This window comes from Nocardioides sp. Z38_18 (assembly GCF_058215695.1).
In genome coordinates, this window is record NZ_JBZAJE010000002.1 from 48,554 (window position 1) to 62,149 (window position 13,596).

At 71.8% G+C, this 13,596-nt stretch carries 13 protein-coding genes; 1 reads left to right on the forward strand and 12 read right to left on the reverse strand.

From position 1 onward, the window contains the following. Positions 1-91: 91 nt before the first annotated feature. The 9 genes from AC4BGC_RS11320 to ahcY all read right to left on the reverse strand — a co-directional run bounded on the left by AC4BGC_RS11320 (position 92) and on the right by ahcY (position 9,920). Positions 92-718 (reverse strand): class I SAM-dependent methyltransferase, encoded by a 627-nt coding sequence (locus AC4BGC_RS11320; protein ID WP_490555815.1) that lies wholly within the window; start codon positions 716-718, stop codon positions 92-94. Between the two features lie 37 nt (positions 719-755). Continuing rightward, positions 756-2,006: a winged helix-turn-helix domain-containing protein gene (locus AC4BGC_RS11325; RefSeq protein ID WP_490555818.1), complete on the reverse strand. Its 1,251-nt coding sequence runs from the start codon at positions 2,004-2,006 to the stop codon at positions 756-758. A gap of 46 nt (positions 2,007-2,052) precedes the next feature. Further along, positions 2,053-2,736, reverse strand: a complete 684-nt coding sequence (locus AC4BGC_RS11330) for a response regulator (protein ID WP_490548381.1) — start codon at positions 2,734-2,736, stop codon at positions 2,053-2,055. 115 nt (positions 2,737-2,851) lie between these two features. Continuing rightward, positions 2,852-3,463 (reverse strand): ribosome hibernation-promoting factor, HPF/YfiA family, encoded by a 612-nt coding sequence (hpf, locus tag AC4BGC_RS11335; protein ID WP_490555819.1) that lies wholly within the window; start codon positions 3,461-3,463, stop codon positions 2,852-2,854. A gap of 133 nt (positions 3,464-3,596) precedes the next feature. After that, positions 3,597-4,289: a ComF family protein gene (locus AC4BGC_RS11340; protein WP_490555821.1), complete on the reverse strand. Its 693-nt coding sequence runs from the start codon at positions 4,287-4,289 to the stop codon at positions 3,597-3,599. A 94-nt stretch (positions 4,290-4,383) separates the two neighbouring features. Further along, positions 4,384-6,144 (reverse strand): LpqB family beta-propeller domain-containing protein, encoded by a 1,761-nt coding sequence (locus tag AC4BGC_RS11345; protein ID WP_490548378.1) that lies wholly within the window; start codon positions 6,142-6,144, stop codon positions 4,384-4,386. Continuing rightward, positions 6,141-7,781: an MtrAB system histidine kinase MtrB gene (gene mtrB, locus AC4BGC_RS11350; RefSeq protein ID WP_490555822.1), complete on the reverse strand. Its 1,641-nt coding sequence runs from the start codon at positions 7,779-7,781 to the stop codon at positions 6,141-6,143. The genes AC4BGC_RS11345 and mtrB overlap by 4 nt, the downstream gene beginning before the upstream one ends. Next, complete coding sequence (gene mtrA, locus AC4BGC_RS11355; protein WP_490548376.1) at positions 7,762-8,478, reverse strand: MtrAB system response regulator MtrA; 717 nt, start codon at positions 8,476-8,478, stop codon at positions 7,762-7,764. Before mtrA ends, mtrB begins: the two co-directional genes overlap by 20 nt. Positions 8,479-8,489: 11 nt before the next feature. Then, positions 8,490-9,920 (reverse strand): adenosylhomocysteinase, encoded by a 1,431-nt coding sequence (gene ahcY, locus AC4BGC_RS11360; protein WP_490555825.1) that lies wholly within the window; start codon positions 9,918-9,920, stop codon positions 8,490-8,492. Between the two features lie 162 nt (positions 9,921-10,082). Here ahcY and AC4BGC_RS11365 point away from each other — a divergent pair, with 162 nt between their 5' ends. Then, positions 10,083-11,027, forward strand: a complete 945-nt coding sequence (locus AC4BGC_RS11365) for a DUF808 domain-containing protein (RefSeq protein WP_490555826.1) — start codon at positions 10,083-10,085, stop codon at positions 11,025-11,027. Positions 11,028-11,031: 4 nt separating this feature from the next. On the opposite strand, the gene AC4BGC_RS11370 is transcribed toward AC4BGC_RS11365, so the two are convergent. From AC4BGC_RS11370 to AC4BGC_RS11380, 3 genes are read right to left on the reverse strand one after another with little or no spacing between them, the layout of a single operon-like run. Further along, complete coding sequence (locus AC4BGC_RS11370; protein ID WP_490548373.1) at positions 11,032-12,051, reverse strand: SIS domain-containing protein; 1,020 nt, start codon at positions 12,049-12,051, stop codon at positions 11,032-11,034. Further along, positions 12,048-12,218: a Trm112 family protein gene (locus AC4BGC_RS11375; RefSeq protein ID WP_490548372.1), complete on the reverse strand. Its 171-nt coding sequence runs from the start codon at positions 12,216-12,218 to the stop codon at positions 12,048-12,050. The genes AC4BGC_RS11370 and AC4BGC_RS11375 overlap by 4 nt, the downstream gene beginning before the upstream one ends. After that, on the reverse strand, positions 12,218-13,585 hold the full coding sequence (locus AC4BGC_RS11380) for a phosphomannomutase/phosphoglucomutase (protein WP_490555828.1): 1,368 nt from the start codon (positions 13,583-13,585) through the stop codon (positions 12,218-12,220). Before AC4BGC_RS11380 ends, AC4BGC_RS11375 begins: the two co-directional genes overlap by 1 nt. Positions 13,586-13,596 lie beyond the last annotated feature (11 nt).

Here is a 13,596-nt window from a genome sequence, read left to right on the forward strand (position 1 = left end):
CACTGGGGTCGTGGCCGGGCGCGACTGAGCGTCACGGCTGGGCCCTTCAAGTATCGTAACGCTCCGGGGTGGAGCATTGTTTCAATCCGACTCACCCAGCGGGTACGGCGCTTCCGGCGATCACCCACGACGAGGGACCGCGCACCCCGTCGGGGAAGTGGAACCGGTCGATCTCCGTGATCGCGAATCCCGCCCGGCTGATCGCCGACTCGGTGTCCCGGGACAGGCGGCACCCGCCACCGAGCAGCGGCCACACCGTCGAGTCCAGGACCCGCTGCAGCCGGCGGATGCGCGGCTCCTCGGCACGGACGTGCTCGAGGAACTGCAGCTGGCCACCGGGCCGCAGCACCCGCCGGGCCTCGGCGAGGGCCGCCGGCTGGTCCACCGAGCAGAGCACGAGGCTGAACACGACCGCGTCCGCGGTGCCGTCACCCAGGGGCAGGTCGCTGGCCACCGCGTCGTGGAGCTCGACGCGCTCCTCCGTGCGGGCCGCCGCCTTCGCCCGCAGGTAGGGCTCGGGCTCGACGGCCACGATCCGCTGGACCTCCGCGGGATAGAACCCGAAGTTCGCCCCGTCGCCGGCTCCGACCTCCACCACCGTCCCGCTCAGGCCCGCCAGCACCCGCCGGCGGAGGGCGTCACCGCCCTGCTTGGCGATGCCGGGCGCGATCACCCGGCTGTAGAGACGGGCGAAGAAGGGGTGCCGGACCACGCTCATCACCCCACCCTGCACCATCCGCGCACCGGCGCGCTGCTCACGCAGGCCCGGTGGACGGCCCGGTGGACGACCCGGTGGAAAGCTCGGCGGCCAGCGCGGGAGCGAGGTCGCCCCGGGGGTCGACGCAGACGTCCTCGAGCCCGAGCCAGCGCTGCAGCTCGCGCAGCTCCTCGGCCAGCTCGGCCGCGGTCTCGGCCGGCGCACCGGGCTCGGCGTACGCCGCTTTGACCAGCAGCCGGCCGGTGCGGCGGTCGGCCTTGAGGTCGACCCGGCCCACGATCCGGTCGCCGAGCAGGAACGGCAGCACGTAGTAGCCGTAGCGGCGCTGGGCCTCGGGCACGTAGATCTCGATGCGGTAGTGGAAGTCGAAGAGCCGCTCGGTGCGCTCGCGCTCCCACACCACCGGGTCGAAGGGGCTCAGCACCGCGCGCGCGTCCACCCGCCGGGGCAGGGCCGCGTCGCGGTGGAGGTACGCCGGTCGCTGCCAGCCCTCGACCTGCACCGGCAGCAGCTCGCCGTCCTCGACGAGCTCGTCGACCGCGAGCCTGGCCGCCTTCTGGCCGGCCCCAGGCTGCATCTGGAGCCGGTAGTAGTCGGTCAGGCACCGCAGCGTGCCCACGCCGTGGCTGCGGGCAGCGCGGCGCACCAGCTCCTTGGTGGCGGCGAAGGCGTCCAGTGCCGGGGCCTCGAGGTGCTCGCGAGGGATCACCCGCTCGGCCAGGTCGTAGACGGGCTCGAAGGACGGGGTGCGCCGGGCGATCGCCAGGTCGCCGGTGAGGTAGAGGAAGTCCAGGGCCTTGCGGGCCTCCGACCAGTTCCATCCCCAGTGCAGCTTGGGCCCCCGCGGCTCGTCGTCGAGGTCGCGGGCGGTGGTGGCCCCCCGGTCGCGGACCTGCTCCAGCACGCCCTCGGCGAGTCCGGGGTTGGTCTGCAGCCAGCCGCCCCAGCGCGGGCTGTCGCGGAAGCTGTCCATCCGGTGACGCATCACCGGCCACAGGTCGACGGGCATGAACGCCTGCACGTGCGCCCAGTACTCCACCATCCGGCGAGGGTGCTTCTCCGAGGCGCGGGTGAGCAGCGCGGGGTCGTAGACGCCCATCCGGGAGAACAGCGGCATGTAGTGGGCCCGCTGGAGCACGTTGACCGAGTCGACCTGGAGCACCCCGGTGCGGGTCAGGGTGCGCGCGAAGGTGCGCATCGTCGGCACGGTGTGCCGGGGGTCCCGGAACCCCTGCGCGACCAGGGCGATCCGCCGCGCCTGCGCGAGGGAGAGCTGGTCGGTCGCCACGGGGCCGAGTATGCCCGGCAGCGCCGACAACGTGACGGCTGCCGGATCAGGGGATGTCGAGGAGCTTCTCGCGCACGGCGTACATGACCGCCTCCATGCGCGAGTGCAGCTGGAGCTTCTCCAAGATGTTGCGCACGTGGTTCTTCACGGTGTTCTCGCTGATGAACAGCTCGCGGGCGGCATCGCGGTTGTTCATCCCGGTCGCGACGAGTCGCAGCACCTCGAGCTCGCGATCGGTCAGCTTCGGGATGATCACCTGCTCGCGGTCGGTGCGGGCCATCTCCTTGAACTCGTCGATCAGCTTGACCGCCATCGACGGGCTGATCAGCGACTGCCCCTCGGCGACGACGCGGACCGCCTGCGCGACCTCGTCGATGGAGGAGTCCTTGAGCAGGTAGCCCGACGCGCCGTTCTTCACCGACTCGTAGAGGTCACCCTCCTCGTCGCTGACCGTGAGCATGATGATCTTGACGCTCGGCACGAGCTCCTTGATCTGGATGCAGGCCTGCAGCCCGGAGCGCTTGGGCATGCGTACGTCGAGCAGCACCACGTCGGGCACCGTGGCCACGATCAGGTCGGTGGCGCTGATGCCGTCGCCCGCCTCACCGACCACCTCGATGTCGGGTTCGACGCCGAGCAGCATCGTCAGTCCACGGCGGAAGAGCTCCTGGTCGTCGACGACGACCACACGCACTGGCTCGTCATGGGCAGGGGTGGCATCGGCGACCATTCGGTCACTATGGCAGAGGTTGGCCCGAATGGGTACGGGATGGACTATCCCGGCGTGGTCCTTTCGGACCACGCCGGGAGTAGTCACCGAGGTTCAGGTGGGGCTGGTGGGGCGGTCAGCTGACGTCGAGGGTGATCACGCCGTAGTCATAACCGCGTCGGCGGTAGACCACCGAGGGACGCTCGCTCTCCTTGTCCACGAACAGGAAGAAGTCGTGACCGACGAGCTCCATCTCGTAGAGCGCCTGCTCGAGGTTCATCGGGGTCGCGGCGTGGGTCTTCTCCCTGACCACCAGCGGGCCGTCGCCGGTGACCGTCACCGGACCGACCTTGTGCTCGATGGCCGTGTCCTCCTCGGTCTCCTCGGCCGGCACGGCGGTGCGCGCCATCGCCTCACCCAGTGACTCGGGCTTGCGCTGTCCGCGGTGCACCTTGCGCCGGTCCGCGGCCTTGCGCATCTGGGAGGCCATCTTGTCCAGCGCCAGGTCCAGTGCAGCCATCTTGTCCTCGGCACAGGCCTCGGCACGGACGATGGGCCCGCGGGACTTCGCGGTCAGCTCGATCCGTACGGCGCGCTCGGGCTCGCGAGCCCTGGCTTCCTTCTCGACGAGTACATCGACGCGGATGATCCGGTGGTCGTGCTTCTCCAGCCGACTGAGCTTCTCCTCGACGTGCTGGCGGAACCGATCGGACACCTCGCAGTTACGAGTGCTGACCACAACATCCATCGCTGACCTCCTGTAGTTCACACGGCTTGAAACGCTCGATGCCGAACGTCCCGGAACGTCCTGGGGGGTTGACCTGACGGTAGTCGGCGCCTCCTGAAAGCGGTAGGGCGCCCCCCTCCGACGAGACTGGTGCTCACGGTGGGTGCGGGAGCCGCTTGCGTGTCGCGGCCACCGTGGCCACTGCTCGGACCGTGAGGCCCGAGTCCTCCAGGGCGCGCTGCGCCTCCCGCACCGTCGCCCCGGTGGTGAGCACGTCGTCGCAGACCACCAGCGAGACCGGCTCGGGCCGGCGGGCCAGCGCGGACCGGGCGGCCGTCCGGACCCGCATCGAGCCGGCCAGGTTGACCGACCGCTGCCCCGCGCTCAGGCCGGCCTGGTCGCGCACCGGGCCGCACTGCTCCAGGACCAACGCGGTCCGGACGCGCGCCCCGCCAGCCCGCAGGAACCGCGCCGCAGCACGGGTGAGGCGCAGCACCGGGTCGTGGCCGCGTTCACGAACCACGGCGCTGCGGGAGGGCACCGGGACCAGCAGCGTGGCGACGGCCGGCTCCACCGCCAGGGCGGCCGCGCTCGCGAGCACCGTGCCGAGGGGTTCGGCCAGGGAGAACACCGCGTGCTCCTTGTGGGCGAGGACCATGGCGCGCAGCAGGTCGTCGTACTCCCCCGCGGCGAAGCACGCCGCCAGGCCCGGCGGACACGGCGTGGGCCGTACCGGGCGCCCGCCCTGCGGCAGCCGGGAGCGGCAGCGGGCACACAGCGACCGGCCCGGGGCGGCACAGCCCACGCACGCAGCGCCGTGCACCAGGTCGAGCCAGGCGTCGAGCACCCGCCGATCCTGGTCCTCGCCACGTCGCCGCCGCGCTGGGCCGCGGACCCTGTGGAGCCAGGCGTCCCCGGTGAGGGGTGTGGACGCCCTCCGGTCAGGGGGCGTACGCCGCGGCAGCGACCTTCGAGCTGGTCCGGGGCCAGCTGCCGTTCTCGCTGAGCGTGTAGAGCCGCTGGGCGGGCGTGACCAGGCGCAGCGGCACGTTCTCGTCCGGGGAGACCACCATCGCCTGGGCCGCGCCGCGGAAGACGTTGGGCTCGATCAGGTCGCGGTGCGTGGGTGACCCGTCCGTGGACAGGAAGCTCACCTGGCTGGTCTCCGCGCTGGGGCGGCTGAGCACCGCGAGGGTGCCGGGGTCGCGCCAGCCGAGGTCGAGGATGCGGGCGTTCTCGGGGACCTTCGCCGTCAGGGACCGGGTGTCCCCTGCTCCCGAGACGATCCCCTCGTCGGTGCGCAGGATGTCGATCACCCGCACCTGCGGGGCGGGGAGGCCGGCGTACGCCACCGCCATCCGGCTGCCGTCCCGGGCGACGGAGAACGCGGCCACGTCGGCACCCGTGACGCCGGGGACCCTCAGCGGACGGACCCGGCCCTCGCTGACCAGGTACACGCGGGCACCACGGGGGGTCCGGTCGACCAGCCACAGGTCCCCGAACATGTCGAAGGAAGGTCGCAGCACGTCGGTGCCCCGCACCAGCGGGCTCGACACGGCCGACCCCTTCGTCCCGCCCTCGGTGCCCGCCACATAGACGCTGCTGCCGCTGCCGGAGACCGCGGCGATGCGCTGGGGCGGCTCGCTCACCGCGAAGCTGCGCATCGAGAAGCCGGGCCGCCCGAACGGCCCTCCCACGCCGGCACTGCCCTTCGAGTCCGGGGAGAGGTCGACCACTCGGTTGCCCCGCAGCGCCCACAGCTGGGCGCGCGAGGGGCCGGCGGCGTCGTACTCGGGGCCCGAGGTCACCGAGGCGTCGACCCGTCCGCCGGGCAACGGCACGGGAGCACCGTCGACGGTGATCCGGACCCGCTCGATGCCGGGCACCTGGCGCAGCGTCCAGGCGAGCTGGTCCACGGCCCGGGAGAGCTCGGCCGGCGAGGCGCGGAGCAGCTCGCGGGACAGCGGCACCTCCGCGACGCCGCTCTCGGTCACCACGACGGACAGGTCCAGGCCCGTCCGCGACGGCAGCGCGGACCGGCTGATGTCGTCCAGCGCCTCCCCCGGCCCAGCGAGCAGGCCGCGGACGAGGTTGGTGGCCGTCTGCTCCCCCCGTGGGATGAACACCGGGTCCGGCAGCAGCGTCTTCCCGGTCTGGTCGAAGAAGTAGAGGTTGAACCGCGCGAAGCTCCGGTCGAAGAACGAGGTCGGGACGACCAGTGCGTTCACGGGGTTGTCGATCCGCCACTGCCCGTTCTCGGAGACCAGCGAGAGGTCGAGGCTCTCCGATCCCGCCGGCGGACCCGCTCGCCAGGCGCCGCGCGCGTCGAGTCGCTGGGTGTCGGCCAGCCGGACGGTGACGCCGCTGGGCACCGGCTCCACGGAGTAGGCGTCGTAGACGATCGTGCCGCGCTGCGGCTGCCAGGTGGCCTTGGCGCGCTCGGAGAGGAACCCCCGGGCGATGGAGGTGCTCAGCGGGTTGGCCTGCATCGCGACCAGGAAGCCCGAGACGATCGACTCCGGGCTGCCGTCCGCCGAGGGACCCGGCGGGCTGAAGTAGGGCGCGTCCTGGGGTCGGTCCGGGAGGTCGGCGGGGCTGCGGCGCACCTCGCCGGACTCGGGCAGGCTGGCGCAGCCCGCGAGGCTGCCGGCCAGCACCAGCAGGACCACGAGAAGCGTGCGCAGACGTGCGACCGAGCTCATCCGACCCCCTGCCGGATGTCCTTGGGAACGAGCGGGAGCGGGCTGTGCGTCAGCGGGGCGCCGGCCTGCCGGGGCAGCGTCAGCCGGAACTGCGCACCGCCGCCAGGTGTGCCCCAGGCCTGCAGCCAGCCGCCGTGCAGGCGGGCGTCCTCCAGGGCGATCGCGAGCCCGAGGCCGGTGCCTCCGGTGGTGCGGGCGCGTGCCGGGTCGCCACGCCAGAAGCGGTTGAACACCATCGAAGACTGTCCCGGCTGCAGGCCGACGCCGTGGTCGCGGACGGTCAGCGCCGTGGCCTCGTCGTCGCTCGCCAGCCGGATCGTCACGCCGGTCGAGTCGGCATGGTCGATCGCGTTGGTGACCAGGTTGCGCACGATCCGCTCGACCCGGCGTACGTCGGCCTGCGCCATGAACATGCCTTCGTCCGCGATGCTCACCGTCACCCCGCGCTGCAGCGCCATCGGGGCGGTGGCCGCGACGACCCGCTGCGCGACGTCGTAGAGGTTGGTGTCCTCGAGCTCCAGCACGGCGGCACCGGCGTCGAAGCGGCTGATCTCGAGCAGGTCGGCGAGCAGGCTCTCGAAGCGGTCGAGCTCGGTCTGCAGCAGCTCCGCGGCCCGCCTGGTGACGGGGTCGAAGCTGTCCCGCGCGTCGTAGAGGACGTCGCCGGCCATCCGCACCGTGGTCAGCGGGGTGCGCAGCTCGTGCGAGACGTCGGAGACGAAGGTGCGCTGGACGCGGGAGAGCTCCACCAGCTGGCGGATCTGGGACTGCAGGGCCCCGGCCATCTGGTTGAACGACATCGCGAGCCGGGCGATGTCGTCCTCGCCGCGCACGTGCATCCGCTCCTCGAGCTGCCCCGAGGCGATCCGCTCCGCGACCCGCCTGGCCAGCCGCACGGGGGTGATCACCTGCCGGGTGACCAGCAGTGCCACGCCGGCGACGAGCACCAGCAGGAGCAGCCCGGCGGTGAGCAGCACACCACGCAGCAGCACCAGCGTGCGCTGCTCCTGGTCCATCGGGAACAGGTAGTACAGGGCGTAGCTGCCCCCGTTCGAGGGCAGCACCACGGTCGAGCCGACCGCCACCCCCGGCTGCGACCGGCGGGGCACGGCTCCGGAGTCGGCCGGGGTCGTGTAGCCGATGCGCGTGTAGGTCCAGGCCAGCCCGTCCTCGCTGCCCTCGACCCAGCGGCGCAGTGATTCCGGGACGCTGTCGGAGTCCACCGTGGGGGTGGTGCGGACGCCCGCCGCGTCGCTTCCCTCCCCCACCGGGCCCCGCACGACCACATCGAAGCCCTTCACCTCGCCGCGGGCCACCAGGCTCTCCACCAGCAGCCGCAGCTGGGTGTCGGGGTCGAAGTCGTTCCCGCCGGCCGACCCCAGGCGCTCGCGGGCGGTGGCGGTCTCGGTCCTGGCCTCGGCCACGGACGCATCGACGCGGCCCTTGACCAGCCCGTCGGTGATCTGCCGGAGCACCAGCCACCCGACCGAGCCGACCACCACCGCGCAGAGCACGACGATCGCGGTCACCACGCGGGTGCGCAGGGAACGGCGCCAGAAGGAGGCGACGGCGCCGGGGAGGCCTCGTAGTCGCGTCAGCAGCTCGGTCGCGCGTCGGCTAGCGGAGGGACGGCTCATCCGCCGCGCCCGCCTTGTAGCCCACGCCCCGGACCGTCAGCACGATCGTCGGGTTCTCCGGGTCGACCTCGATCTTGGCCCGCAGCCGCTGCACGTGGACGTTGACCAGCCGGGTGTCGGCGGCGTGGCGGTAGCCCCACACCTGCTCGAGCAGGACCTCGCGGGTGAACACCTTGCGTGGGTTCTGCGCCAGGCAGGCCAGCAGGTCGAACTCGAGGGGGGTCAGGGCGATCGGCATGCCGTTGCGGGTCACCGAGTGCCCGGCCACGTCGACCGTGAGGTCCCCGATGTGGAGGTCGTCGGGCGTGGGCACCTCGAAGCGGCGTACCCGCGCGCGGATGCGGGCGATCAGCTCCTTGGGCTTGAACGGCTTGGCCACGTAGTCGTCGGCCCCGGACTCGAGGCCGACGACCACGTCGATGGTGTCGCTGCGCGCGGTGAGCATCACGATGGGTACGCCGGACTCGGCCCGGATCTCACGGCACACGTCGATGCCGTCCTTGCCGGGCAGCATCAGGTCCAGCAGCACCACGTCGGGGCGGAAGGACCGGAAGGCGGCCATGGCCTCGTCGCCACGCGTGACGATCCGGCTCACGAAGCCCTCGTTGCGCAGCACGAGGGTGAGCATCTCGGCCAGGGCCGCGTCGTCGTCGACGACGAGGACCCGTGCCCGATCCACCACCTCCGGCTGCGCCACCCGACTACCCGTCAGTACCGGTAGTGCTCGGACTTGTACGGGCCCTCCTGCGGGATGCCGAGGTAGGCGGCCTGCTCCTCGGTGAGCGTGGTCAGCTTGACCCCCAGCGCGCCGAGGTGGAGCCGGGCGACCTCCTCGTCGAGGTGCTTGGGCAGCACGTAGACGCCGACCGGGTACTCCTCGGTCTTGGTGAAGATCTCGATCTGGGCCAGGACCTGGTTGGTGAACGAGTTCGACATCACGAACGAGGGGTGACCCGTCGCGTTGCCGAGGTTCATCAGCCGGCCCTCGGAGAGGATGATGATCGCCTTGCCGTTGGGGAAGGTCCACAGGTCGACCTGCGGCTTCACGTTCTTGCGCTCGGCGACGCCCGGCGCCTCGAGGCCGGCCATGTCGATCTCGTTGTCGAAGTGACCGATGTTGGCGACGATCGCGTTGTGCTTCATCGACTGCATGTGGTCGATGGTCACGACGTCCTTGTTGCCGGTCGAGGTGATGATGATGTCGGCCTGGGGCAGCACGTTCTCCAGGGTGTCGACCTGGTAGCCGTCCATGGCGGCCTGCAGCGCGCAGATCGGGTCGATCTCGGTGACGATGACCCGGGCGCCCTGGCCGCGCAGCGACTCAGCGCACCCCTTGCCGACGTCGCCGTAGCCGCAGACCACGGCGACCTTGCCGCCGATGAGTACGTCGGTGGCGCGGTTGAGGCCGTCGATGAGCGAGTGGCGGCAGCCGTACTTGTTGTCGAACTTGGACTTCGTGACCGAGTCGTTCACGTTGATCGCCGGGAAGAGCAGCGAGTCCTCGCGCATCATCTCGTAGAGGCGGTGCACCCCGGTGGTGGTCTCCTCGGTGACTCCCTTGACCGAGTTGGCGATCGGGGTCCAGTGGTCCGTGCTCTTCTCGAGCTGGGCGTTGAGCAGCTCGAAGACGATGCGCTGCTCGGTGCTGTGCGCGGTCGCCGGGTCGGGTGCGACCCCGGACTTCTCAGCCTGGACGCCGAGGTGGAGCAGCATCGTGGCGTCGCCGCCGTCGTCGAGGATCATGTTGGGGTGCTCGTCCCCGGGCCAGTCCAGGATCTCCTGGGCGCACTGCCAGTACTCCTCCAGCGTCTCGCCCTTCCAGGCGAAGACCGGGACGCCCTGGGGGTCCTCCGGGGTCCCGTTCGGGCCCACGACCACCGCGGCCGCAGCGTGGTCCTGGGTGGAGAAGATGTTGCAGGAGGCCCAACGGACCTCGGCGCCGAGCGCCACGAGGGTCTCGATCAGCACCGCGGTCTGGGTGGTCATGTGCAGCGAGCCCGCGATCTTGGCGCCGGCGAGCGGCTTGTCCGCACCGTAGCGCTCGCGCATCGCCATCAGGCCGGGCATCTCGTGCTCGGCGAGCTCGATCTCGATGCGGCCGTAGTCGGCCAGCGTGAGGTCGGCAACCTTGTAGTCCATCAGTGAAGTCCTTGTGTGCTGGGGGTCGAGTGGTCAGCGCACCTGGGGGTGCGGCGGCGTCTGGCCACGATCTCGTGCGAAAGGCGCTCGGGGCAGTCTACTCAAGGCGGCGCGCGGCGCCCAGCAGCCGCGAGCAAGGTCCGCGGCGCTAGGCTCGCGGGCGTGAGCGGTGGACTGTTCGGCCTTCTCGACGACGTGGCAGCACTGGCCCGGCTGGCGGCCGCCTCCGTCGACGACGTGGGAGCCGCGGCGGGCCGCGCGAGCGCCAAGGCAGCCGGAGTGGTCGTCGACGACACCGCGGTGACCCCTCAGTACGTCCACGGCGTCGCCGCCGAGCGCGAGCTGCCGCTCATCTGGCGCATCGCCAAGGGGTCCCTGCGCAACAAGCTGCTGTTCATCCTGCCCGCCGCTCTCCTGCTCAGCCAGTTCCTGCCGTGGCTGCTGACCCCGATCCTGATGGTGGGTGGCACCTACCTCTGCTACGAGGGCGCGGAGAAGATCTGGGAGCGGATCGCGCACCGCGGCGCCGTGGCGAAGACCGGCGCGGAGGAGCGGCCCGACGAGGACACCGTGGTGTCCGGTGCGATCCGCACCGACTTCATCCTCTCCGCCGAGATCATGGTGATCTCGCTGAACGAGGTCGCCGACGAGCCGTTCGTGTCCCGGGCCGCCATCCTCGTGGTGGTCGCGATCGCGATCACGATCCTGGTCTACGGCGTGGTCGCGGGCATCGTGAAGATGGACGACCTCGGCCTCTCCCTGGCCGGGCGGAGCTCCGCGGCGGTCCGCAGGATCGGCCTCGGCCTGGTGGCGGGGATGCCCAAGCTGCTGGCGGTCATCTCCGCCGTGGGGATCGTGGCGATGCTGTGGGTCGGCGGGCACATCCTGCTCGTGGGCGTCGACGAGCTCGGCTGGCATGCGCCGTACTCCCTGGTCCACGACCTCGAGCACGCCGCCCACGACTCCTGGCACGCGATGGGCGCGGTCCTGGGCTGGCTGACCAACACCGCCTGCTCGGCAGTGGTCGGCGTCCTGGTGGGCGCCGTGGTCGTCGCGGTGATGCACGTGCTCCCGTTCGGGCCGGGCAAGAAGGCCGGCGCTCACTGACGCCTCAGGCGTCGAGACCGAGCTGCAGGTACGTCGCGGTGTAGGTCCCCGTGGCGAGCATCGCGGCGTAGCGGGCGACGTCTCCCTCGGCCTGCGAGGAGATGGTCTCCACCCTGACGCCGTGGGCCTGGGCGGTCTCCTCGAGGAGGCGCCGCGTCTCGAGGACCGCCGGGTCGACGGCCCCGTCGTCGAGCACCACCAGCGCCGGGCGGCGCTCGAGGCCGCCGTCGGCGAACGGGTCGGCGAAGACGTCGGAGGGAGCGGTCGCCGCGAGGACGGGCAGCAGGTGCTCGGCGTCGGCCGCCAGCGCGGTGCGGCCGGTGGCCCGGCGTACGGACTCCGCGATCCGGCGACCGGCGCGGGCGGCCAGCACGGTCCCGCCCCAGAAGATCGGGTTCGAGTCCGCGATCCCGATCGCGAGGATCTTGGCGGGGTTCACCGCGATGTCGCGGTGCGGGCCGCAGGCGATCGCGATGTCGTCGAGCGCGTTCGCGACCACCTCGGGGTCGGTGCCCGGCCCGAGGTGGACCTGGTCGAGCAGCTCCAGGACCACCACCGCGACGGCCAGCTGGTCCCCCGTCTGGGTCGGCAGCAGCATCACGTCACGCCCCTGGGCATGCTCGCCGACCAGGGATCTCGCCGGCGCTGCCACCACCAGCTGGCAGCCGCGGCGCACGGCCTCGGCCACGGCAGCGGCCGTCGCGGCGTCGGCTCCCTCGGGAGCCAGTACGACGACCAGGTCGAGGCTGCCGGCCCAGCCCGGGAGCCCGGGGCCCGGCCACGCCACGAAGGGGACGGGGCACACCGGTTCCAGCACCGCGCGCAGCAGCCGGGAGTCCGGACCTGCGGCCACCACGGCCCGGGGACGCTCCTCGGCGAGGCGGGCGACGGCCGGGGCGACCGCCTCCTGGGCGGCCAGCGCCTCGCGGCGGACCCGCGCACCTCCCTCGGCCAGGTGGCGCAGCCGCGCGTCCACGCGGGCCAGGGCCCGCTCGTCGTCCAGGAGGCCGTCGTCGAAGCTCATCCCGGCTTGCGGGCCTCGTCGACCAGCAGCACCGGGATGTTGTCGCGCACGGGGTAGGCCAGGCCGCAGCCGACGCAGACCAGCTCCTCGGCGGCCTCGTCGACCGCGAGCGCCTGCCGGCAGGCCGGGCAGACGATCACGTCGAGGAGATGGCTGTCCAGATTCATCACTTGCTCCTTCTGATGATGGCGAGCGCAGCATCGCGAACCTGCGTCATCGTGTCAGCGTCCGTACCCTCCGCGTTGAGTCGCAGCAGGGGTTCGGTATTGGACGCGCGAACATTGAACCACCAGTCCTCATGGGTGACGCTGAGCCCGTCGAGGTGGTCGACCTCCACGTCGTCTCGCCCGCTCCAGGTCTGCTCGAGCTCGTCGAGGACGGCCTGCTGGTCGAGCACCTCGGAGTTGATCTCGCCGCTCGCGACGTGGCGGGCGTAGGGACGCATCACCTCGGACAGGGGGGCGCTGCTCTCGGCCAGCGCGGCCAGGGCGTGCAGGGCCGCGAGCATCCCGGAGTCGGCGCGCCAGAAGTCGCGGAAGTAGAAGTGCCCCGAGTGCTCCCCGCCGAACACGGCACCGGTCTCGGCCATCTGCGCCTTGATGTAGGAGTGGCCGACGCGGGTGCGCACCGGGACCCCGCCGAGCTCGCGCACGATCTCGGGGACCCCACGCGAGGTGATCAGGTTGTGGATGATCGTGGCGCCGGGGTCCTTGAGCAGCTCGCGGGCCGCGATCAGGGCGGTCAGCACGCTGGGGCTGACCAGCTCGCCGCGCTCGTCGACCAGGAAGCACCGGTCGGCGTCCCCGTCGAAGGCCAGACCGATGTCGGCGCCGGTCTCGCGGACCTTGGCCTGCAGGTCGACCAGGTTGGCCGGCTCGATCGGGTTCGCCTCGTGGTTGGGGAAGGTGCCGTCGAGCTCGTAGTACAGCTCCTCGACCTCGAGGTCGACCTCGCCGAGCACGGCAGGGGCGGTGAGACCGGCCATCCCGTTGCCGGCGTCGACGACCACCTTGAGCCGGCGGCCCTTCACCGGCGCCAGGCCGAGGAGGTAGGCCGCGTAGTCGCCCAGCACGTCCTGCTCCACGACGGCGCCCGGCCGCTCGGCCGTGAGCGTCTCGCCCCCCGCAACCCGGTCCCGGATCTCCATCAGCCCGGTCTCCTGGCCGATCGGTGCGGCGAACGCGCGGCACATCTTGATGCCGTTGTACTGCGCGGGGTTGTGGCTCGCTGTGAACATCACGCCGGGCTGCTCCAGCCGTCCGGAGGCGAAGTAGAGCTGGTCGGTCGAGGCGAGGCCGATCAGCGTCACCTCGGCACCGGCCACCGCGGCACCCTCGGCGAAAGCCCGGGACATGCCGGGCGAGGAGGGGCGCATGTCGTGGCCGACCACCACGCTATCGGCGCCGGTCACCGCGACGAAGGCGTTGCCCACCCGACGGGCGAGGTCGTCGTCGATCTGGTCCGGCACCGTGCCGCGAACGTCGTAGGCCTTGAAGATCGCGGCGAGATTGGCGGGGTCGCTGGTCTTCGGCATGCGCAGACCCT